Source organism: Mycobacterium sp. TY814 (genome assembly GCF_030755175.1).
GTDB lineage: Bacteria > Actinomycetota > Actinomycetes > Mycobacteriales > Mycobacteriaceae > Mycobacterium.
Map to the genome: position 1 here is coordinate 164,817 of NZ_JAUFRY010000004.1, position 21,570 is coordinate 186,386.

At 67.9% G+C, this 21,570-nt stretch carries 15 protein-coding genes and 1 pseudogene; 7 read left to right on the plus strand and 9 right to left on the minus strand.

From position 1 onward, the window contains the following. Position 1 precedes the first annotated feature (1 nt). Positions 2-1,603, plus strand: coding sequence for an adenylate/guanylate cyclase domain-containing protein (locus QXH22_RS25965; RefSeq protein WP_306247180.1), 1,602 nt, complete (start codon positions 2-4; stop codon positions 1,601-1,603). Here QXH22_RS25965 and topA read toward each other — a convergent pair. The 3 genes from topA to cspA all read right to left on the minus strand — a co-directional run bounded on the left by topA (position 1,600) and on the right by cspA (position 5,527). Next, positions 1,600-4,413, minus strand: a complete 2,814-nt coding sequence (gene topA / locus QXH22_RS25970) for a type I DNA topoisomerase (protein ID WP_306277434.1) — start codon at positions 4,411-4,413, stop codon at positions 1,600-1,602. The genes QXH22_RS25965 and topA overlap by 4 nt on opposite strands. A gap of 204 nt (positions 4,414-4,617) precedes the next feature. Then, positions 4,618-5,196: a hypothetical protein gene (locus QXH22_RS25975; RefSeq protein ID WP_306247176.1), complete on the minus strand. Its 579-nt coding sequence runs from the start codon at positions 5,194-5,196 to the stop codon at positions 4,618-4,620. 127 nt (positions 5,197-5,323) lie between these two features. Beyond that, complete coding sequence (cspA, locus tag QXH22_RS25980; RefSeq protein WP_003419650.1) at positions 5,324-5,527, minus strand: cold shock protein CspA; 204 nt, start codon at positions 5,525-5,527, stop codon at positions 5,324-5,326. A 312-nt stretch (positions 5,528-5,839) separates the two neighbouring features. Here cspA and QXH22_RS25985 point away from each other — a divergent pair, with 312 nt between their 5' ends. The 5 genes from QXH22_RS25985 to QXH22_RS26005 all read left to right on the plus strand — a co-directional run bounded on the left by QXH22_RS25985 (position 5,840) and on the right by QXH22_RS26005 (position 15,723). After that, positions 5,840-8,149, plus strand: coding sequence for a DEAD/DEAH box helicase (locus tag QXH22_RS25985; protein WP_306277435.1), 2,310 nt, complete (start codon positions 5,840-5,842; stop codon positions 8,147-8,149). A gap of 131 nt (positions 8,150-8,280) precedes the next feature. After that, positions 8,281-10,884: a PE family protein gene (locus QXH22_RS25990; protein WP_306277436.1), complete on the plus strand. Its 2,604-nt coding sequence runs from the start codon at positions 8,281-8,283 to the stop codon at positions 10,882-10,884. Positions 10,885-11,032: 148 nt separating this feature from the next. Next, on the plus strand, positions 11,033-11,878 hold the full coding sequence (locus tag QXH22_RS25995) for a PE family protein (RefSeq protein ID WP_306247169.1): 846 nt from the start codon (positions 11,033-11,035) through the stop codon (positions 11,876-11,878). Positions 11,879-12,952: 1,074 nt separating this feature from the next. Beyond that, entirely contained in the window at positions 12,953-13,984 is a 1,032-nt protein-coding gene (locus QXH22_RS26000) for a PAS domain-containing protein (RefSeq protein ID WP_306277437.1), read from the plus strand. 83 nt (positions 13,985-14,067) lie between these two features. Beyond that, entirely contained in the window at positions 14,068-15,723 is a 1,656-nt protein-coding gene (locus QXH22_RS26005) for a PE family protein (RefSeq protein WP_306277438.1), read from the plus strand. Between the two features lie 67 nt (positions 15,724-15,790). On the opposite strand, the gene QXH22_RS26010 is transcribed toward QXH22_RS26005, so the two are convergent. The 3 genes and pseudogenes from QXH22_RS26010 to QXH22_RS26020 form a co-directional block, all read right to left on the minus strand. Continuing rightward, entirely contained in the window at positions 15,791-16,087 is a 297-nt protein-coding gene (locus QXH22_RS26010; protein WP_306247984.1) for an Rv3654c family TadE-like protein, read from the minus strand. Between the two features lie 31 nt (positions 16,088-16,118). Next, entirely contained in the window at positions 16,119-16,406 is a 288-nt protein-coding gene (locus QXH22_RS26015; protein WP_306277439.1) for a TadE family type IV pilus minor pilin, read from the minus strand. Positions 16,407-16,441: 35 nt separating this feature from the next. Beyond that, positions 16,442-16,546 (minus strand): annotated as a pseudogene (locus QXH22_RS26020) (DUF4244 domain-containing protein); the annotation flags it as partial. Positions 16,547-16,869: 323 nt separating this feature from the next. Between QXH22_RS26020 and QXH22_RS26025 the strand changes: the two are divergent. After that, positions 16,870-17,271 carry a PAS domain-containing protein gene (locus QXH22_RS26025; RefSeq protein ID WP_041803533.1) on the plus strand — a complete coding sequence of 134 codons (402 nt, stop codon included), beginning with the start codon at positions 16,870-16,872 and terminating at the stop codon, positions 17,269-17,271. A gap of 89 nt (positions 17,272-17,360) precedes the next feature. Here the strand turns inward: QXH22_RS26025 and QXH22_RS26030 are convergent, their stop codons facing one another. From QXH22_RS26030 to QXH22_RS26040, 3 genes are all read right to left on the minus strand, one after another. Beyond that, positions 17,361-17,939, minus strand: a complete 579-nt coding sequence (locus QXH22_RS26030; RefSeq protein WP_023363530.1) for a hypothetical protein — start codon at positions 17,937-17,939, stop codon at positions 17,361-17,363. Continuing rightward, complete coding sequence (locus QXH22_RS26035) at positions 17,936-20,191, minus strand: tyrosine-type recombinase/integrase (RefSeq protein WP_162951659.1); 2,256 nt, start codon at positions 20,189-20,191, stop codon at positions 17,936-17,938. Before QXH22_RS26035 ends, QXH22_RS26030 begins: the two co-directional genes overlap by 4 nt. Positions 20,192-20,430: 239 nt before the next feature. Continuing rightward, positions 20,431-21,555, minus strand: coding sequence for a tyrosine-type recombinase/integrase (locus QXH22_RS26040; RefSeq protein WP_051404594.1), 1,125 nt, complete (start codon positions 21,553-21,555; stop codon positions 20,431-20,433). Positions 21,556-21,570: the final 15 nt, after the last annotated feature.

Here is a 21,570-nt window from a genome sequence, read left to right on the forward strand (position 1 = left end):
CATGGCAACAACACTCCCGCGGCGGATCAGTGCATTCGCCAAGTGGGTGGTGCGCACTCCATGGCCGGTTTTCTCGCTGAGCATGTTGCAGGCCGACATCATCGGGGGCTTGTTCGTTCTGGGCTTCCTGCGTTACGGTCTGCCGCCGCACGACCGGATCGAGCTGGGCGACCTGCCGACGCTGAACGTCGCGATCTTCATCAGCTCGGTGATTTTTCTGTTCTTCGCGGGGTTCGCCTGGAACCTCAAATTGCTGGTGCCGGTTTTCCGCTGGCAACGCCGCGACAACCTGCTGGTCGAAGCCGACCCGTCGACCACCGAACTGGCCCGCACCCGGGCATTACGGATGCCGTTCTACCGCACGTTGACCAGCGCGGCGTCCTGGGCGGTCGGGAGCGTGGTGTTCATCATGGCCAGCTGGTCGGTGGCACGCCAGGCCGCGCCGGTCGTGGTGGTCGCCACCGCGCTGGGCGCCACCGCCACCGCGATCATCGGCTACCTGCAATCCGAACGGGTGCTGCGCCCCGTCGCCGTGGCCGCGCTGCGCAGTGGCGTACCCGAGAGCGTGCGGGCACCCGGCGTCATCCTGCGATTGATGCTGACCTGGGTGCTGTCGACGGCCGTCCCACTGCTGGCGATCGTGCTGGCAGTGGTTTCGGACAAGATCGCGCTGCTGCACGCCTCGCCGGAGAAGCTGTTCAACCCCATCCTGCTGCTGGCGCTGGCGGCCCTGGGCATCGGAGCGGCCAGCACACTGCTGGTGTCGATGTCGATCGCCGACCCGCTGCGTCAGCTCCGCTGGGCGCTGTCGGAGGTGCAGCGAGGCAACTACAACGCGCACATGCAGATCTACGACGCCAGCGAGCTGGGACTGCTGCAGTCCGGCTTCAACGACATGGTGCGCGACCTGTCCGAACGGCAGCGGCTGCGCGACCTGTTCGGCCGTTACGTGGGCGAGGACGTGGCCCGGCGGGCCCTCGAGCGGGGCACCGAGCTGGGCGGGCAGGAGCGCGACGTCGCGGTGTTGTTCGTGGACCTGGTGGGGTCCACTCAGCTGGCGGCGTCGCGACCGCCCGTCGAGGTGGTCCACCTGCTCAACGAGTTCTTCCGCGTCGTGGTCGACACCGTCGGCCGGCACGGCGGGTTCGTCAACAAGTTCCAGGGCGACGCTGCGCTGGCGATCTTCGGCGCGCCGATCGAGCATCCGGACGGCGCCGGCGCCGCACTGGCCGCCGCCCGCGAGCTGCACGACGAGCTCATTCCCGTGCTGGGATCCGCCGAGTTCGGTATCGGCGTCTCGGCGGGCCGCGCCATCGCGGGGCATATCGGGGCGCAGGCGCGTTTCGAGTACACCGTCATCGGCGACCCGGTCAACGAAGCCGCCCGGCTCACCGAGCTGGCCAAGCTGGAGGAAGGGCATGTGCTGGCCTCGGCGATCGCGGTCAGCGGCGCCCTGGACGCCGAGGCCCTGTGCTGGGACGTGGGTGAGGTGGTCTTTCTGCGTGGCCGCGCCGCGCCCACGCAGCTGGCACGCCCGCTGAATCTGGCCGAGCCGGAGGGCGCCTGTGAATCGGAGGAAGTCTCCAGCGACGCGGGCCGCTAGCTGCGCTTGACGGCCTTCTTGGCCGGCGCCTTCTTGGCCGGTGCTTTGCGGGCGGTCTTCTTCGCGGTCCGCTTGACCGGCCCGCGGGCGCGGCGGTCGGCCAGCAGTTCGGCGGCGCGCTCATCGGTGATCGACAAGACGTCGTCGCCCTTGCGCAGGCTCGCGTTGGTCTCTCCGTCGGTGACGTACGGCCCGAAGCGGCCGTCCTTGATCACCATCGGCTTGCCCGAAGCAGGGTCGTTGCCCAGCTCACGCAGCGGAGGCGCCGAAGCAGCTTGCCGCCCCGAACGTTTGGGCTCGGAGTAGATCTTGAGCGCTTCGTCGAGGGTGATGGTGAACATCTGGTCCTCGGTCGCCAGCGAACGAGAATCGGTGCCGCGCTTGAGATATGGGCCATAACGCCCGTTCTGGGCGGTGATCTCCTCACCGGAGGCAGGGTCCACGCCGACGACCCGGGGCAGCGACAGCAGCTTCAGCGCGTCCTCGAGCGTCACCGTCTGCAGGTCCATGGTGCGCAACAGCGAACCGGTGCGCGGCTTCGGTCCGGTGGGCTTCTTGCCCTTCTTGGCGCCGGCGGCGGCGCCGCCGTCGTCACCCTCGGGCTTCGGCAGGACCTCGGTCACGTACGGCCCGTACCGGCCGTCCTTGGCCACGATCTCGTGGCCCGTCTGCGGGTCGACGCCGAGCACGCGTCCCTCCTGCGGAGTGGCGAAAAGCTCTTCTGCCACTTCGAGAGTCAGCTCGTCGGGGGTCAGCGAGTCGTTCAGGTTGGCCCGCTGCGGAGTCGGTTCACCGTCGTCACCGGTCACCGTGCGCTCCAGATACGGCCCGTTCTTGCCGACACGGACGTAGACAGGCCGGCCTTCGGCATCGTCGAACACCTTGATGGAGTTCACTTCTCGCGCGTCGATGCCTTCGAGATTGACGCCCACCAGCTTCTTCAGGCCACCGGAGCGGGCCACCGAGTCGGGCACCCCGTGGTCGCCGCCGAAGTAGAAGTTGTTGAGCCAGTTGGTGCGTCGCTCGTTGCCGGAAGCGATCGCGTCGAGTTCGTCCTCCATCGCCGCGGTGAAGTCGTAGTCGACGAGGCGGCCGAAATGCTGTTCCAGCAATCCGATCACCGCGAAGGCGATCCAGGACGGCACCAGGGCGCTGCCCTTCTTGTACACGTACCCGCGGTCCTGGATGGTCTTGATAATGGACGAGTAGGTGGACGGCCGGCCGATACCCAGCTCCTCGAGCGCCTTGACCAGCGAAGCCTCGGTGTAGCGCGCGGGCGGGTTGGTGGAGTGGCCGTCCGGCGTCAGCTCGATGGCGGCCAGGCGCTGCCCCGGCGACAGGTTGGGCAGCCGGCGCTCGGCGTCGTCGGCCTCGCCGCCGGCCAGTTCGTCGACGGTTTCCACGTAGGCCTTGAGGAAGCCCGGGAAGGTCAGCGTGCGCCCGGACGCCGAGAACACCACCTGCTGCTCACCGGCGCGGCCTTCGATGCGCAGGCTCAGCGTGGTGCCCCGCGCATCGGCCATCTGCGACGCCACCGTGCGTTGCCAGATCAGCTCGTAGAGCCGGAATTCGTCGCCGTCGAGCTCGCGGCGCACCGCGTCCGGGGTGGCGAAGGTCTCTCCGGCGGGCCGGATGGCCTCGTGCGCCTCCTGGGCGTTCTTCACCTTGCGGGTGTATTGCCGCGGCGACGGCGAGACGTACTCCTCGCCGTAAAGCTGCCGCGCCTGGTTGCGCGCGGCGGTGATGGCCGACTGCGACAGGGTCGTCGAGTCGGTACGCATATAGGTGATGTAGCCGTTCTCGTACAGGCGCTGCGCGATGCTCATGGTGCGCTCCGAGGAGAACCGGAGCTTGCGGCCGGCCTCCTGCTGCAGCGTCGACGTCATGAAAGGCGGGTACGGACGACGGGTGTAGGGCTTCTCGTCGGCCGAAGCGACGCTGAGCTGCGCGCCCTGCAGGCTGGTGGCCAGCGCGGTCGCACCGGCCTCGTCGAGCACCACCACTTCGTCGGCCTTGCGCAAGGTGCCCAGTGAGTCGAAGTCACGGCCGGTGGCGACCCGCAGGCCGTCGACGTTGGTCAGACGTGCGGCGAACGTGGGCGGCTGGGCCTGCGGGTCGGACACGCTCGCGTCCAGCCTGGCCAGGATGTCCCAGTAGGACGCGCTGCGGAACGCCATCCGGTCGCGTTCGCGCTGCACGATGATCCGGGTGGCAACCGACTGGACCCGGCCCGCCGACAGTTTGGGCGCGACCTTCTTCCACAGCACGGGGCTGACCTCGTACCCGTACAGCCGGTCCAGGATGCGGCGGGTTTCCTGCGCGTCGACCAGATCGATGTCCAGGTCGCGGGGGTTTTCGGCCGCCTCCAGGATGGCCGGTTCGGTGATCTCGTGGAACACCATCCGCTTGACCGGGACACGCGGCTTGAGCGTCTCCATCAGGTGCCAGGCGATCGCCTCGCCTTCGCGGTCACCGTCCGTTGCCAGATAGAGCTCGTCGACGTCCTTGAGCAGGCCTTTGAGCTCGGTGACGGTGCTCTTCTTCTCCGGACTGATGATGTAGAGCGGCTCGAAGTCGGCATCGACGTTCACGCCCAGCCGCGCCCACGGCTCGGACTTGAACTTCGCGGGCACGTCGGCGGCGGCCCGGGGCAGGTCGCGGATGTGACCGCGGGACGACTCGACGATGTAATTGGAACCCAGATATCCAGCCAGCTTGCGCGCCTTGGTGGGCGACTCCACGATCACGAGTCGCCGGGTGCTGCCGTTTCGGCCGCTGCTGCTAGCCCTCTTGGGGGCCCGGTCAACCAACTGCGCCTACGCTCCATCTCCTGTGTCGGTCCCTGGGCGGAACCGTCTCGCAGAAACAATGACAGGGCGGCTCCCCGATATTCCGGATTTCCGGTCCACCTTTGGTACGCCGCCACGCCGTTGCCCCGCGGGCAACTGACAATTTCGCACCATTGGGCGGGCCCGCGCAAACCGGCCCACCCCGGCATGGGTGGCACACAGCGGTCAGACGCGTGGCCACTGCGCTGCCGCATCCGGGCCCTGCGGGGCCTCTCCCACGTTCTCTACCAGGCGCGATAGTCTGCGGCGACCGCTGATCCGCAGTGCCGGGCGGGCACCGCGGGTACCGATCAAAGTGGGTGCGATGCCGACCCTCATCAGAGCCGACGCCAGCGGTGAATGGGTGTCCGGCGCGTGCGGATCCAGCCCGAGCAGGTAACGGTCAGCCTCTGGGCTGCCTGCCGCCAACGTCCAGGCCCGCAGCTCCCGCGGCCCGGGCAGCCAGCGCGGCGGAACCGTCTTCACCGCCCCTCGGGTCCACTCGGTCGCGATGCCGCGCAGCGACGGGTCCGCGGACGTCCGCACCAACGGGTGGTCCTCGTCGGTCCGGGTGATCTCGGGGGCCAGACCCGCCTCCCGGATCATCTCGGCCAGCGCCTCGGCACGCCAGGGCTCGTCGACGACCACCGACAGCCTGGCACCGGCGCCTACCGTCACTATCTGACCGGGTGCGGCCAGCAACCCGCACAAGTCTTCGACCGCGGGCGGGACCGATTCCGCGGCGAAGAAGGAAAGCTGGCTCACGCCACAGACAGTAGGCGAGCGAGTGGGCACGCGGCTCCTCCGTATCGGCGCGGCGGGCCGGTTCCGCTGTCCCAGAAACGAAAACCCCCGGACTGCGCCGGGGGTTCCGTCTGGGAATCTGCTCGAATCAGAGCGAGCGGACTCCGGTGGCCTGGGGGCCCTTAGGGCTGTGGCCGATCTCGAACTCGACCTTCTGGTTTTCTTCGAGGGTGCGGAAGCCCGTCCCCTGGATCTCCGTGTAGTGGACAAAAACATCCGCGGATCCATCTTCGGGGGCAATGAAACCAAAGCCCTTCTCCGCGTTGAACCACTTCACAGTTCCCTGTGGCATCTCTCGATCTTTCCTTTTCTTTCTGGGTGCGGGGCGCCGCCTTTCGATGCCCCGGGCCAGCCGCGACCGCCATACCTCGCAGAGTCGCCGGAACTTCACCCGACAGATAACCTCGCAGGAACCGCGACCGCAACGTCGATCCTGCGAAAGTTTTACACGAACACAGAAGCTGCGACCGCAATCAGTCAACCATGTTCAACGCGTCGGCGACAGTCTCTAGGCCCAGACATACCGCCGAATGGCGCGTCAATTTACGTCAGCGTCATCACCGGGGGCCGCGCCCGGCCGCGACGGGGCCGAGAAAGGTATCTGATGGCGAGTTTCGGCAGTGAACTGCTTGCCGCCGCGCTCGCCGGGACCGCACCCGACGAGCATCCGCTGCGGCACACCGCCGAGCTGCCGCCCCGGCCCGGCCGGCCGCAGGGTTGGCCGGCGTGGGCCCGGCCCGAGGTCGTGCGGGCGTTCACCGGCCGGGGAATTACGGTGCCGTGGTCGCATCAGTTGCAGGCCGCCGACCTTGCGCACGACGGGCGTCATGTGGTGGTGAGCACCGGTACCGCTTCGGGGAAGTCGCTGGCCTACCAGCTGCCGGTGCTCAACGCGCTGGCCGCCGATCCGCGGGCCCGGGTGCTCTATCTCTCGCCCACCAAGGCACTGGGGCATGACCAGCTGCGCGCGGCGCAGGCGCTGGTCACCGCCGCCGAGCTCGGCGACGTGGCGCCCACGGCCTACGACGGAGACAGCCCCACCGAGGTGCGGCGGTTCGCCCGTGAGCGCTCCCGGTGGATCTTCTCCAATCCCGACATGATCCACCTGTCGATCCTGCGCAACCATGCCCGGTGGGCCGTGCTGCTGCGCGGACTGCGCTTCCTGGTTGTCGACGAATGTCATTATTACCGAGGGGTTTTCGGTTCCAACGTGGCGATGGTGCTGCGTCGCCTGTTGCGGCTGTGCGCGCGCTATTCGTCGTACCCGACCGTGATATTCGCCAGCGCGACGACAGATTCCCCCGGACTGACGGCGACCGAGCTGATCGGCCAGCCGGTGACGGAGGTCACCGAGGACGGCTCGCCGCAAGGGGCGCGCACCGTCGCTTTGTGGGAGCCGGCCCTGTTGACCGACCTGGTGGGCGAGAACGGCGCCCCGGTGCGACGGTCGGCGGGGGCCGAGGCATCCCGGGTGATGGCCGACCTGATTGTCGAGGGCGCGCAGACCTTGACCTTCGTGCGGTCCCGCCGCGCCGCCGAGCTGACGGCGCTGGGTGCCCAGGCACGACTGGGTGAGCTGGCGCCGCAACTGGTTCCGACTGTCGCCTCCTATCGCGCCGGATATCTTGCCGAGGACCGCAAAGCACTGGAGAACGCGCTGGCCGAGGGTCAGCTGCGGGGTGTGGCCACCACCAACGCCCTCGAGCTCGGCGTCGATATCGCGGGCCTGGACGCGGTGGTGCTGGCCGGGTTTCCCGGAACGGTCGCGTCGTTCTGGCAGCAGGCCGGCCGATCGGGGCGGCGCGGTCAGGGCGCGCTGGTGGTGCTCATCGCCCGCGACGACCCGTTGGACACCTACCTCGTGCACCACCCGTCGGCGTTGCTGGACAAGCCGGTCGAGCGCGTCGTCATCGATCCGCGCAATCCCTACATCCTGGGTCCGCAACTGCTCTGCGCGGCAACCGAACTCCCGCTCGACGAGGCCGAGGTGCGAGCTCTGGACGCCGTGGAGGTGACTGAGGGACTTGTCGACGACGGACTGCTGAAACGCCGCGGCAGCAAGTACTTCCCGGCACCCGGTATGGAACCCCACGGGGCGGTCGACATCCGCGGCTCGATCGGCGGTCAGATCGTGATCGTGGAATCCGACACCGGACGCCTGCTCGGCAACACCGGTACCGGACAGGCTCCGGCCTCCATTCATCCGGGCGCGGTGTACCTGCACCAGGGCGAGAGCTACGTCGTCGACTCTCTCGACCTGGAAGAAGGCATCGCTTTCGTCCACGCCGAGGACCCCGGCTATGCCACTTTCGCGCGGGAGATCACCGACATCGCGGTGACCGGACCGGGCGAGCGTTCTGCCTTCGGACCGGTCACGCTGGGCCTGGTGCCGGTGACGGTGACCCACCAGGTGGTCGGATACCTGCGCCGGCGGGGCAATGGTGAAGTGATCGACTTCGTCGAACTCAGCATGCCCGAGCATTCGTTGCCGACTACGGCGGTGATGTACACCATCGAGCCGGAGGCATTGGAGCGCAACGGTATTGAGTTGCTGCGCGTACCGGGGTCGCTGCATGCCGCCGAGCATGCGGCTATCGGGCTGCTCCCCTTGGTAGCCAGCTGCGACCGTGGCGACATCGGTGGACTGTCCACCGCGCTCGGTCCCGACGGTCTGCCGACCGTCTTCGTCTACGACGGATACCCGGGTGGTGCGGGATTCGCCGAACGCGGTTTCCACCGCGCCGCCACCTGGCTGGGTGCCACCGCCGCGGCCATTCAGGCGTGCGAATGCCCGAGCGGGTGCCCCTCGTGTGTGCAGTCGCCGAAGTGCGGCAACGGCAACGACCCGTTGGACAAGGCGGGTGCGGTGCGGGTGCTGCGACTGGTGTTGGACGCCATCGGACGCGTCGAGTAGGTCGCCCGGTCCTCCCCCAACAGGAGGAGGAAACTTCATCCTCCGGACCCGCCTGTTGGCCGAAGATGCGGAAACCCTTGTTGAGCGATGGTGATAGCTGCATCACCGGCGCTAAGCAAGGGGCAGCAGCGATGTCATTCGTAGTGGCCAGCACAGAGGCAGTGGCAGCGGCAGCAACCGACGCGGTGCGTATCGGGTCGACGCTGCTCTCGGCAAATGCGGCAGCCGCGTCGGCCACGACCTCGGTGCTGGCCGCGGGCGCCGATGAGATCTCGGCAGCGCTGGCCGCGCTGTTCTCCGGGCACGGGCAGGCCTATCAGAGCCTGAGTGCGCGAATGATGGCATTTCACGACCAGTTCGTGCAGACCCTCGATGCCAGCGCGACAACGTATGCCAGGGCGGAAGCCGCCAACGTCTCGCCGTTGCAGTCGGTGCTGGACGCCCTCAACGCGCCGGTCCAGGCGGCGACCGGACGGCCGCTGATCGGCAACGGCGCGAACGCCGCCCCGGGGAGCGGGCTCAACGGCGGGGATGGCGGGTGGCTGATCGGCAGTGGCGGGGCCGGCGGCTCCGGTGTAACCGGCGCCAATCAGAACGGTGGCAATGGCGGTTCCGCCGGCCTCATCGGCGCCGGCGGTGCCGGCGGTGCGGGCGCGAATTCACCGGTGCCCGGAGGCGGCGCCGGCGGTGTCGGAGGGGCGGGCGGTACCGGCGGATGGCTCTGGGGCACTGGCGGCGCCGGTGGCGCCGGCGGAATGGCCGGCACGGGCGGATATGGCGGCAATGGCGGGGTCGGCGGAGCAGGTGGGCTGTTCGGTGGTGGCGGCGCTGGCGGCACCGGCGGCCAGGGCGGTGCCGACAACGGTGGAACCGGTGGCGCCGGCGGAGCGGGCGGACTGCTCTCCGGACTGGTCGGCAACAGCGGCGGAAACGGCGGCGCAGGGGGATACAGCGGTGCGACCGGGGGCGCCGGGGGCGCCGGGGGCGAGGGCGGGTTCTTCGGCGGGTCCGGCGGTGCCGGCGGGGCCGGCGGTTACGGCAGCGGCGGCGGCGGCGGCGGAACGGGCGGCACCGCGGGGGCGTTGTTCGGGCACGGCGGCGCGGGTGGCCTGGGAGGTGACGCCATCGGCACCGGGGGTCGTGGTGGCGCCGGCGGTGACGCCGGACTGTTGTTCTCTACCGGCGGGGCCGGTGGAGGCGGCGGGTCGGGCTATCTCGACAGCGGCGGATCCGGCGGATCCGGCGGCAACGGCGGTCTGCTGGGATTCGGCGGCAGCGGAGGGGCCGGCGGCTTCGGCGGTGGCGGCGTGTGGGGGTACGGGGGCGTCGGTGGCACAGGTGGCGACGGCGGCCGAGGCGGCCTGCTGTTCGGCAATGGCGGTGCCGGTGGGGCCGGCGGCGAGGGCGGCATTACCGGCGGAGGTAATGGCGGCAACGGCGGCAACGCTGTCCTGATCGGCAATGGCGGCAACGCCGGCACCGGCACGGTCACAGGTACCGGCGGTACCGGCGGGACCGTGCTGGGTCTGGACGGCTTCCACGCCTCGCTCAGTCAGAATCCGCTGCACATCGCCCAGCAGCAGGTACTGCAAACGATCAACGCGCCCGTTCAGTCCCTGACCGGGCGCCCGCTGATCGGCAACGGCACCCCTGGTGCGGCGGGGAGCGGAGCCGACGGTACTCCCGGCGGATGGTTGCTCGGCGATGGCGGCGCCGGCGGCGCCGCCGAAAGCGGCAGCGGACTCAGCGGCGGCGCCGGCGGAGCGGCAGGACTCTTCGGCACCGGAGGCAATGGTGGGGGCGGCGCGGCACCCCCCACCGGCACGGGAGGTACGGGTGGCGCCGGTGGCGCCGGCGGATGGATCTCCGGCAACGGTGGAATCGGCGGGGCGGGCGGCGGCGGACACAACCTCGGCGGAGTCGGCGGCCTCGGCGGCGCCGGAGGCACCGGTGGGAACGGCGGACTATTCGGCGCTGGCGGACAAGGTGGGGTGGGCGGCACCTGCCTCACCGGAATCGGCATCGGCGGCACCGGCGGCACCGGCGGAACCGGCGGACTGCTAGGACCCCTGTCCGGCGGTGGCGCCGGCGGCGACGGCGGAATGGGAATCAGTTCCGGCGGCGTCGGCGGCCGGGGCGGCGACGCCGGCCTCCTGGGCGGCTCGGGTGGTGGAGGCGGATTCGGCGGCCCCGGTGAGAACGAAGCCGGTGGCAACGGCGGAGCCGGCGGCAACGCCGGGCTGGCTTTCGGCGACGGCGGGATCGGCGGCGCTGGCGGATCGACGCACGGGGCGATATTCAAGCCCGGCGGCATAGGTGGCGACGGCGGCGCCGGCGCGCGACTGTTCGGCAACGGCGGCGCCGGCGGGGCCGGCGGAAACACCTACACCCAGAAAGGCGGCTTTGGAGGCGCCGGCGGCGCCGCCGGACTGATCGGCGGCGGCGGGGCCGGCGCGGCCGGTGGCTATGGCAGCTTTGATCAATCCGGTGACGGCGGGCGCGGCGGGGCCGGAGGGAGGTGGTTGGGCTTCGGGGGCGGCGGTGGCGCCGGTGGCCCGGCTGGGAGCTCATTCGGAGCAATTGGAGGGCTAGGCGGGCCGGGCGGCGCTGCCGGGTGGTTCGGCGGTGGCGGCAACGGCGGCAATGGCGGCACCGGAAGCAGCACCGGATTGGCCGGCATCGGTGGCGCCGGCGGCACGGTGTTCGGGCAGACGGGACTCGACGGGTTGCCCTGACCGGCCTCCGCTCGGCGGCCTGGTACCTCCCCAAAATTGGTGGTTTCATTTTTCGGAAAAGGCGCTACGGTGCTCATATCCATCGCTGCACAGCGAGGGATAGCAGACACTGGCCGAGTCTGTCGTCGTAGACCGATTGGGAGGTGTCATGTCGTTTGTCAACGCGGCGCCCGACCGCTTGGTGGCAGCCGCTCGCAATCTTGCGGGTATCGGTTCAACGCTCAGCGCTTCCAATGCAAGTGCCGCGGCGCCGACACTGGCCGTGTCGGCAGCTGCCAGCGATCAGGTATCGGCCGCGGTCGCCGCGTTCTTCTCCGGACATGCCCGGGGCTATCAGACGCTCAGTGCTCAGGCAGCGAAATTCCACGACCAGTTCGTGCAGGCGCTCAACGCCGATGCCAACAGTTACGCCTCAACCGAGTCCGCCAACGCCTCCCCGCTTCGCCAATTGTTTGATGCAGCACCCGAAACGGCCGCGCCCGGCAGCGGCGAGACGATCAAGGCGGCTACCGGAGCACCCGCCGGCGCTACCGGCGTTCCGTACGACGGGGGTGTCGTTCGTGGCGGTACTGCGAATCCTCGATCCGGCAGCGCGGCCCGCCCGGTGGGCGGCGGCTCCGCGCCCAGGGGAGTGGGGAATGGCGCGTCGACCGAAGCGGGCACGCCCAGCGGGACATGCGGCAGCGGCGGTGTGTTGGTCCGCCCCGCGACATTCAGCCCACCCGCGGCCGGCTGGTCCGGCGGTGCTGCCAGAGCCGGTGCGTCCGGCGGACTGCTGAGCCGCCTGGTCGACGCCGACGGCGGAAACGACCGGTCCGGCAGTGGCAGCGACAGTGGCAGTGGCAGTGGCGCACGCAACGGCGTCTGGCTCGACGGGATCCGCGGTGCCGGCCTCAAGGGCTGTGGCAGCGGGCTGCACACCGTCCAACGCGGTCTCGGAGCCGGCGGCAGTGGCGGACTGCTGACCGGCGCCAACGTTGTCGGCGGCGCGTAAGAATTAGCTTTCGGCCGGCGCCACGTCATTACCCTTTAATGAAACCGCGGACGCGTCGGCTATATCGGCTTGGGGCATTTAACGCCCACCGCGTTGGACTGCTTTGGCCGCCACTTGACGCTTCCCTAAAAGAATTTCAAATTCCTGCTTTCCGCACAGGTGCGCCAAGGTGCCATTGTGCAAATAACCCGGCGACGTTCCGACAGCAATTTCATAACGGCGCGGAATGCAGGCAAACCACGCGCATCGGAGCGGAAATCGATACGATCCGCTCGGGCGCGCCCGCGACTCGGGACAGAAAAACGAGCACACTGGGCCGATCAGCCTGCCGACGACTCACCCCCGGAGCCATATTTACCCAGACAGCTTGCGGTGCAACGCATTCCATGCTGCCCGATCAGCAATGGAAGACGATCGGTGTGATCCCGAACACCAATGACGGTGCATATCCGATGGATGGCGACCGACCCCTCGACGGTCGACCTCCACGGACCTGCCGATGCGGTCGACAACACAATCCGAGGTCGCACAGCCAAACTGCGAATGCAGCAGCAACGTACCCGGCTTCGACTACCCGACGCAACATGCAAGTGGGCCATTTCACGAAAAAATTTCGACCCGAATCCGCCCGACGGTATGACAAACGCGCAGTCCTATACCCGCGCGTGCGACCCTTGCGCGGAATGCCTACTACGGCACTCAACTGGGCGCCGGACACCGTCGTGCTGTACGTGCAAATGCCGCGGAGACAACAGATTTGACGCCTGAGTCAGCGATTGACCTCAGGCCTGCCCGCCTGACGGACCGGGAAGGCGGACAGGTCGTATCTGATCGCGGGTCTTGCCGGTGACCGAGTCAGCAGATCCAGCCGACTCTCAGTGGCCGTGGGGTCCGCCGCCGGGCGGCTGCCGGGCGAATCGCAAGAACGGGCTAAAGCCTCGGTGGCCTGCCGAATCTGCCTTGAACCGCAACGAAATTCCGCCTGGCTTCGTACCTGCGGAACCGTGCCGGGGGTGCCGCTCACGCACCCTGCCCTGTCAACGGGGCGACCGGTGATCGCCTAAGCTGCACCCTATGGGCCACGACTGGCTGCTCGTGGAGACGCTAGGGGACGAACCTGCCGTCGTCGCTCAGGGACGGCAACTCAAGAACCTGGTTCCGATCACCAGCTTCCTGCGCCGCAGCCCGAACTTGTCGGCCGTCAAGACGGCGATCGCCGAATCGGTGCAGACCGGCCAGGCACTGACCAGCATCACTCCCAAGAGCGACCGCGTCATCCGCACCGAACCGGTGATGATGTCGGACGGCCGCATGCATGGTGTGCATGTGTGGACCGGACCGATCGACGAGGAGCCGCCTGAGCGACCCGTGGTGGGTCCGCTGAAGTGGGACCTGACCTGCGGGGTGGCGACCGACACACCGGAGTCGCTGGCCAACAGCGGCAAGAATGCCGAGGCCGAGGTGACGTACGGCAGAGCCTTCGCCGAGGACCTGCCGTCACGGGAACTCAACCCGAACGAAACCAAAGTCCTGGCCATGGCGGTAAGGGCGGAGCCGGGCCAAACACTGTGCAGCACATGGGACCTGACCGATTGGCAAGGCAATCCCATCCGGATCGGCTTCGCCGCCCGCAGCGCGCTGGAGCCAGGAGCGGACGGACGCGACCACCTGGTGGCCCGCGCCATGAACTGGCGTGCCGAACGCAAAGGCCCAGCGGTGGTCGCGGACGACCTGGCACAGCGGATCCTCAACGGCCTCGCGCAGGCCGGCGTGCACCGCGCGCTCGTCGACCTCAAGAACTGGACCCTGTTGAAGTGGCTGGACGAGCCGTGCTCGTTCTACGACTGGCGCGGCAACGAGGGCAGGCAGCGCGTCCACCCCGATGACGAAGCCGTGTTGCATTCCATGACAGAAGAATTCACTGACGGAGCGACCAGTCGGGTGTTGCGGTTGCCGGGTAACGACAGCGAGTGGGTGCCGGTGCACGTCACCGTCAACCGGGTGGAGCTGGAACCCGAGACCTTCGCCGGCTTGATCTCGCTGCGGTTGCCGACTGAGGACGAGGCCGCTGCGGCGGGATTTTCGGCAGTAATCGACCCCACCTAACCGAAACCTGCGTGGCGACGCACCCTGTCGCGATACCGTGCCTGGCAGGCAGCCGTGATTGGCCGCGGTGCGGAGGTATTCAGATGTCGCTCCTGCGCGTGAGCCCGGAACTGCTCAACACTGCCGCAGCGGACTTGTCCCGCCTCGGGTCCGGCATCAGCGCCGCAAACGCGGCGGCAGCGGTCCCGATCGGCTCGCTGCTGCCTGCGGCTGAGGATGAGGTATCGGCCGCCGCGGCAGCGCTATTCAGTTCGTACGGTGTGATCTATCAGGAAGCAACCGCGCGCGCGGTCGCATTCCACAGCCAGATTGTCGATGCACTGGCTCTCGGGGCAGCGTCGTACGCGAGTGCCGAAGCCGACACCAGTACGACCCTGCTGAACGCCATCAACGCCCCCGCTCAGGCATTGCTGGGCCGGCCACTTATCGGTAACGGCAGCAACGGTGCGGCGGGGACCGGACAGAACGGCGGGCCGGGTGGGATCTTGATCGGCAACGGAGGAGCTGGCGGTTCCGGCGCCCCTGGGCAGAAGGGCGGAAACGGCGGGGATGCGGGACTGTTCGGCACTGGCGGTGCGGGGGGAGTGGGCGGATTCGGCCTCCCTGGTGGTCACGGCGGCCCAGGGGGCTCCGGCGGTTCGGGCTGGCTGTTCGGCGGTGGTGGGAACGGTGGTACCGGCGGTGGCTCTCTGGACGGCAACGGTGGAAGCGGCGGGTCCGGCGGCAACGCGGGATGGTTCGGCGTCGGCGGCAGGGGTGGCGTCGGCGGGGTCAGCGCCCACCATGTCGGTGGTAGTGGGGGATCCGGCGGCCACGGCGGCGGCGTATTCGGTGCCGGCGGCGCGGGGGGCAACGGCGGACAAGCCGACGACGATGTTGGGGGCGCCGGGGGATCCGGCGGGCATGGCGGCTGGCTGTACGGTGCCGGGGGCGCCGGCGGGACGGGGGGAAATGGCGGCCAATTCGGCGGTATCGGCGGAGTGGGCGGCACGGCGGGGCTGATCGGCAACGGTGGTGCGGGCGGCGACGGCGGCACCGGCCTCGCGGCCCAGGGCGGGATCGGGGGTGTAGGCGGCGCAGCCGGGCTGGCCGGTTCTGGCGGTGACGGGGGACAGGGCGGGACCGGAGGTACCGACGGCGGCATCGGTGCCGCGGGCGGACGTGGCGGAATGCTGATCGGTTCCGGCGGGGCAGGAGGCGACGGCGGCAATGGCCAACCCTCCACCGGTGGCGACGGTGGAGCCGGCGGGGCGGCCGGGTTGTTCGGGTCAGGTGGCGCCGGCGGAGACGGCGGCGTCGGTCACGACAAGGGTGGCGCCGGTGGCACCGGCGGGTCCGTCTTGCTCTGGGGCGACGGCGGAACCGGGGGTGATGGCGGCGTTGCCGGCCTCGACGGCGGGGCGGGCGGTTCGGGGGGCAACGGCGGTGTGCTTTACGGTGCCGGCGGTGCCGGCGGCGCAGGCGGCTGGGGCGGTTTCAGCATTGCCGGACACGGTGGAGACGGAGGCGCCGGCGGGAAGGCCGGGCTGTTCGGAAGCGGCGGAAATGGTGGGGCAGGCGGCATCACCGCCGCCGTCGGCAGTACCGGTGGTGATGGCGGCAAAGGCGGCGACGCGTGGCTGGTCGGCGATGGCGGAAACGGCGGGGACGCCGGGCCCGCGACCAACCCGGGGCAGGCCGGTGCCGCCGGGACGGGCGGTCTTGTGCTGGGTCAGGCTGGTGTCGGGGGATCGTCTTAGCGGGCGGGCAGGACACGGCGCGCCCATCGCTTGGCGATGGCCACCTCGCGTTGGCCTGGCCGGAAAGCTAAGTCCCAGTTACTGGCCCCGCCCGCGCGCCAGCACGCGCCGCGCCCGCGACAGGCACAGCTATCTCGACGCTGACGACTAGATCGAGGTCTTGCACCACGCACTCGACATCGCGAACCCGCATCTCCCGGACCACGGCCCTTGCGCGCGCACAGGCCACCGAAGCACCTTGCGGCAGCGCTGCGGCCCCGGCGAGGGCACCGAGATCGGCCGCCGCCTGAGCCCGGTGGCGCGCCACCACCACCGAACCCACATAGACCCCTGCCGCCGTGATGAACAGCAGTACGGCGACCATCGCCACCCCGACCAGCGTGGCCGAGCCGCGATCATCGCGGTTCCTCGGCCGACACCGCTCGAGCGGCAATGTCGATGGCCGGCAAGAGCTTTGAGCGTGCGACGACGGTGGCGACCAGATAGCCGCCGTCACGACGCAGCCGCACCTGCGCGCCCGGCGGAGCGATCCGCCGCGCCACTTCGAGCGCGTTGTCGTGGTCGCCGCGCGCCGCCAACCGGGCCGCTTCGCGTGCCGCGTCGACGCAGCGCACTTGCATCGACACGGCCGTGATCCCGGCCAGGCACAGCACCAGCACCACCACCAGAGCGGCGATCGCCAAGGCCGCCTCGACGGTGCTCGCGCCCGCACTGTCGGCTAGACCTTGGTGCTGAGTGCACGACCGATGATGTGGTTGAGTGCGGACACCACCGAGTCGCCCGTCACGACGGTGTACAGGATCGCGCCGAAGGCCGCTGCCGCTTTATTTATCTGATCCCTGACGGGCCATAGGGAGGCAAGAAACCCTGTGATCATTGTGTTTGTGTGGTGCGGCATGGATGAAGAAGTTGAGGCACCTATGGCATGTGGCCGTGAGTGGGCCGCTGCGCGGACGGACCGCGAGGACAGAAATTTGTGACAAAGCCCTCGCGCTGGATGGCTGATGTTCTTTACTGACTGGTAGGCCCCTCGTATCTGTTGCCGACGCGCCCGAAGGGGCAAGGGTGCTCGGGGTGCTCGTGGTCGGAGGGAATCGAATGGGTAGCGATGGTCGCTCATCGGCCGACCCCAGCAACGATGTGCGTGTGGAGCGAAGGCGTCCCAGGCAGGCTGACCAATCGCCTGCTGACACGCTCCGCGAGCTGCCCGCCCTGGTGGTACTTGAGCGGATACCGATCCCAGTGCTTGCCATCGGGCCGGACGGCATGATCGTGTTCGTCAACTCGGCGTTCGCGACCATGCTCGGTCACACGCAAGACGCGCTTGTGGGTCTGGAATTCCACAGCATTTTCTACAACCTGCCCAACATTCAGCCGGTAGTCACGGTGATGCGCGCGTATGCAAATGAACTTGTCGAGCTGGTTCATCGCGACGGGTTCATCGTGCAGGCGAGCATGAGCAAGTCCGCAATGGCGCGCCACGACGATGAAGTGGTCCTGGCGACCTTTCACGACCTCACCGACCAGTTGTGGGACGACGGACAGTAACGGGGCTGATCCGTCGTGGCCTTCGCCTGCCAGAGGACTCGTTTGCAGGCCTGGCCCGTGCGATTGCCGGGTTTGTGTCTGCGGGATGTTCATGTTGTTTCCATTTGGTCGGTGGTGTCGCGGATCATTTGTCGCAGGCTGGATCTGACGGCGATGAGGTCGTCTTGTGCCTCGGTGAGTTGGTCGCGCAGCTTGAAGTTGTTTTCGGCCAGTTCGGCGTTCGCGTTGTGAAGTTCCTGGTTGGCCTGTAGTAGTTCCTCGATTCGCAGGCGTAGGTGGGTGGTGTTTTGGTCGTCGAGTTGGTGGCCGAGTTGTTCGCGTAGGGCTTGGGTGAGTCGGGTGATCTCGCCGCGTAGGGCACGGTTGTCTTGGCGGATGAGTTCGAGGTCGGTTCGCAGGCTGGCCTCGCTGGCGCGGGTGCCGGCCAGTTGTTGCCTGTGCGGTTGTGCGGCTTGGTAGTCGCGGCCGGCTTGGATGTATTCGCGGACGCCGTCGGCGTAGACCAGCCAGGTTGATACTTTTGCTGCTCGTGCGATTAGGGCGAACGTGATGGGCGTTTCGGTTTGTTTGATTTCGTCGACGGCGGCGAAGACGCGGGCTCGTTTTTGGTGAGAGTCCCGTTGGCGGGCTTCTTTGAGGACGCCGGCGGGTGTGCGGGGTGCGGTCATCGGGTGCTCCTGTCGACGACGGTTAGGGGGATGGATGGGCTGGTTCGTGCTGCCCGGGCTTTGCGCAGGGTCGCTGAAGCGTCATCGACCCGTTGACGCTGTTCGGGGTCAAGGGAATCCAGCTGGGCGCGCATGGCGGTGATCACGGTCTCGAATTGGTCGATTTCGGCGGTGAGGTTGTCGACGACGAAGTCAGCGGCTTCGATGGCTCGTGCGGTTTCCCGATTGGCCTTCAGTGCTCGGGTGTGGTCCTCGATCGCTGGGATGTAGGACGGGTCGGGCCGGTAGAAGCCGCAACCGGAGCATTGGAATCGGATCGGGCAAGCCTGGCCTCCAGCTTTGACGTTGGACGGCTCGATGCAATTGCCGTAGGGCACTGCCACTGACCGCAGTTCGTAGCCTCGTCGTGAGGATGGCTTGTTGCCGCCGAGTCGATCAACGGTCAGGGACGCGATGGTGGCGACCGCTTCGCGTTTGCGGCGCAGGGAGATGTCGTAGTAGCCCATCGTGGTCGCAATGTGTTTGTGGTCCATCAGATCCCGTAGAACGTCAACGGGGACGCCGGCGTCGGCGTGACGTTGGGCGTAGCTGTGCCGAAACAGGTACGGGTAAACCGATATGCCTTCGAGTGGACGTGTCTGACCGGTGGGGTCGGCGATGTTGTCGTTGATCCAGCTGACCCAGCTGCGCAGCGCGTCACCGACGGTTTGGGTGCGTAAGTGTGGAATCGGCGCGTGGGATGTGCGTGCGGGAAACAGGTAGTCGGCGCTTGGTAGGGCGATATAGGCGCCGGAACGGATCTGTTGCCAGGCGCGGATTTCCGCGGCGGTCTGTTGGGTGATCGGCAGCCGGCGGCCCATCCTCTTGCCTTTGGTGTTGTCCCAGAGCAGTTCGGGCTCGGATCCCTCGACGAGGCAATCGGCACGCAGTTGGCAGACTTCTCCGGGCCGGCGGCCGGTGTCTCGCAGCAGGACGTAGACGCAGCGGAACATCCGGCTGACCTGCTCGTCGGTCAGGCTGCTGTGGAGTCTGCCGCGGGCCAGCGCATCGAGGTTGTCGTCGAGCAGCCTGATGACGTGCTCGGGTAATCCCTGTCGCGCGCGCTCTTCGTTCGGTGATTCGGTATCGGTGATGGAGTGGTGGCGTTGGCGGATGAACCCGCTGGGCAGATCGCGCAGCGGGCCGATGGCGCGGCCGTAGTCGAGTAGGTCGCTGAATCGGCTGAACAGGATCCGTCGGGTCTGGACGGTCAGTGGTGCGCCGTCGAGGCGTCGTAAGGTGCGAAATGATTCGACGACGGCGTCCATGTCTGTCACCTGCAGCGCGGTCAGGTCCTCGCCCCCACCGGGTCGCGTGGCCAGGCCGGCGGAGGCGGCCGCGGCGGCTCGAATGGTTTCGACGATGACGTAGGTGGGGATGCGGCCGATCTCGGCTTGGGCCCATCGACGGGTCACGTCGTTGAGCCAGCTCACGGTGATTGGGGTGAAGTCCAGTGCGCCCTTGCGTCGGCGGCTGCCGCCATGCCTGGCGGGATCGTAGGTCAGGCCGAGGGTGACCAGATCCCAAACCTGCCGATCGGTGTGAGCTCGTCCGCTCACTTGCTCGTAGGCATCGTGCAAGGTGCGGCCGAACTCGAACAGGTGAGCACCGGCGTTGGCGTTTCGGACCTGCCGGGTCTGCAGCCGTTCAAACTTCGTGGTTCCGAATATCGTTGCCAGGCTTGGTGTCTGACCCAGCGTGACAACCACAGTGCGCATCGCGTTCGGGTCGATTCGTCCATTGCGAGCGTCGCGCTGCTGCAGGGCGTAGAGAAGTTCCCACCGCATCTGATCAGCAAGGGGGACGAGGGAGAACATGTTGGCGGCAAGATGTGGCGTTTGGGTGCTGGCCCACTGCTTGATGGAGGACCGGCTGCCGCTGCTTCGATACCGGTTACGGTGCAAGGTGCAAATCCCTGTAGTGCAGGACGATTCCAGCTCGCAGCCCACGACCAGACACTCCGGCAGCGCATCGTGGGGCATGGCGACCGTGGTGGCCCAGTGCCTGAGGCTGGGCGAGCGCCTGCTGCGTTTGTAGACGTGCCAGCGAACCTGGTGGTCTTCACAGAGCCCCTTGGCAAGCGGCATCCGTGCGCAGCGGACACCGTCGCGGCATACCAGGCACGTGCCGGGCCGGCGCTCACCGGGCCGGTGCTTGCGCGCCGGGGGCACGTAGGTGGCCGAAAAGGCTTCCAGCGGCAACCCTGACGCCATATGCGCCAGCCGGCACTGCCGGCACATACCCGAACTGCGAAGGGCGATCCCGCAAGCACTGCACGGCCTGGTAACGGTCTGCGGATGGCTCAGATCGCCGATGAACAACCACATCGAGTGATCCCACTCCCGGGGGCGCCACCTGACGTCAGTGTTACGGCGTAACCAGGTCATCCAGTCAACCGCGGGCGACGGCTGGTCAGGAGATTCGACGGAAACCTGCTGTGCTGTCGATGCGATCATCGGATCGCCCACTTCGCTGCAACCAGCTCGACCGCCCGCCGTTTGGTGGCGTCGGTTGGGTGCAGGTAGCGCTCCATCGACATCGCCGAGACGTGCCCCAGCAGGCGCTGCACGGTGTCTCGCGCTGCACCGTTTTGCATCCACTCCGTGGCGGCGGTGTGGCGCAGCATGTGCGGGTGCGCGGTGAATCCCACACGGCTTGAGAGCCGCCCGAACAGGGCGTAGGCGTTGCCGTAGCGCATCCCGGCACCTAGCGGCGGCCGGTAGATGTTGACAAACACCATGTCGGAATCCGCTGCAGCCGCGACGTCGTCGCGCTCATGCTGGTAGTCGGCATACAACCCGACCAGCTCGGCCGGTATCGGAATTGAGCGCGGACAACGCGCTTTGGCGATCGCACCGTTCTCATTCATCCGTCGCCGAACATGAACGTGCGGCCCGCCGATCGAACAGCCCAGACCCGTCGAGGACGTCAACAAGTGCAAGTCCTCGCGGCGCAGTCCCAACGCCTCACCGATGCGCATACCGCTCACCGCTAATAGCGCCACCAGCAATCGGTCACGTGCATTGGTCGTGGCCTCGATCAGCTGCTCGACCTGCTCGAGCATCAGGCTGCGGGTCTCTGGAAGCGTGGCCGGCAACCGCAATGTCTTGACCTGCACTACGGAAAACTGCGCGTTTTCGCCCTGGTCGTAGCCAGGCAAGTACCGGATATGCCGCGGCGTGGCCAGTCGTTCGACGAGTTCGACCGACACCCATCCCTGGGCTGCCCCGAACCGCAGGAACTCACACACCGTGGTCATGATGTGGTTGGCCGTATGCGCCGAGCGCAACCGTGCACTACCCCGAGGCGGTGTCGCGGCCAACCAATGCAGGAACTGCCCGAGTTCGATGAATTCGATTGCTCGCCAATCAATTCCGGTCGACGAGCAGTAGGAGAGAAACAACGCTACCCGGCCGGCATAGGTTCGCTCAGTGTTAGCGGAACGGCCCTGAGCTCGCAGCGATGCAAGATACGCCGACCCCTCACGGTGCAGCAAGTACGAATCTGAGGCAATCACATAGCGAGCCGCACCGCCGGCATCGGACACAGCCCGTTCAGCGATAAATGAAGTAGTCATGTGCCGAACGTAAAT

What these genes read in the sequence shown, in the direction of transcription:
- QXH22_RS25965 (WP_306247180.1), top strand. Translation starts at nt 2, where the DNA reads ATGGCAACAACACTCCCGCGGCGGATCAGTGCATTCGCCAAGTGGGTG.
- cspA (WP_003419650.1), bottom strand. Translation starts at nt 5,527, where the DNA reads ATGCCACAGGGAACTGTGAAGTGGTTCAACGCGGAGAAGGGCTTTGGT.
- QXH22_RS25985 (WP_306277435.1), top strand. Translation starts at nt 5,840, where the DNA reads ATGGCGAGTTTCGGCAGTGAACTGCTTGCCGCCGCGCTCGCCGGGACC.
- QXH22_RS25990 (WP_306277436.1), top strand. Translation starts at nt 8,281, where the DNA reads ATGTCATTCGTAGTGGCCAGCACAGAGGCAGTGGCAGCGGCAGCAACC.
- QXH22_RS25995 (WP_306247169.1), top strand. Translation starts at nt 11,033, where the DNA reads ATGTCGTTTGTCAACGCGGCGCCCGACCGCTTGGTGGCAGCCGCTCGC.
- QXH22_RS26000 (WP_306277437.1), top strand. Translation starts at nt 12,953, where the DNA reads ATGGGCCACGACTGGCTGCTCGTGGAGACGCTAGGGGACGAACCTGCC.
- QXH22_RS26005 (WP_306277438.1), top strand. Translation starts at nt 14,068, where the DNA reads ATGTCGCTCCTGCGCGTGAGCCCGGAACTGCTCAACACTGCCGCAGCG.
- QXH22_RS26010 (WP_306247984.1), bottom strand. Translation starts at nt 16,087, where the DNA reads ATGGTCGCCGTACTGCTGTTCATCACGGCGGCAGGGGTCTATGTGGGT.
- QXH22_RS26030 (WP_023363530.1), bottom strand. Translation starts at nt 17,939, where the DNA reads ATGACCGCACCCCGCACACCCGCCGGCGTCCTCAAAGAAGCCCGCCAA.
- QXH22_RS26035 (WP_162951659.1), bottom strand. Translation starts at nt 20,191, where the DNA reads ATGGCGTCAGGGTTGCCGCTGGAAGCCTTTTCGGCCACCTACGTGCCC.
- QXH22_RS26040 (WP_051404594.1), bottom strand. Translation starts at nt 21,555, where the DNA reads ATGACTACTTCATTTATCGCTGAACGGGCTGTGTCCGATGCCGGCGGT.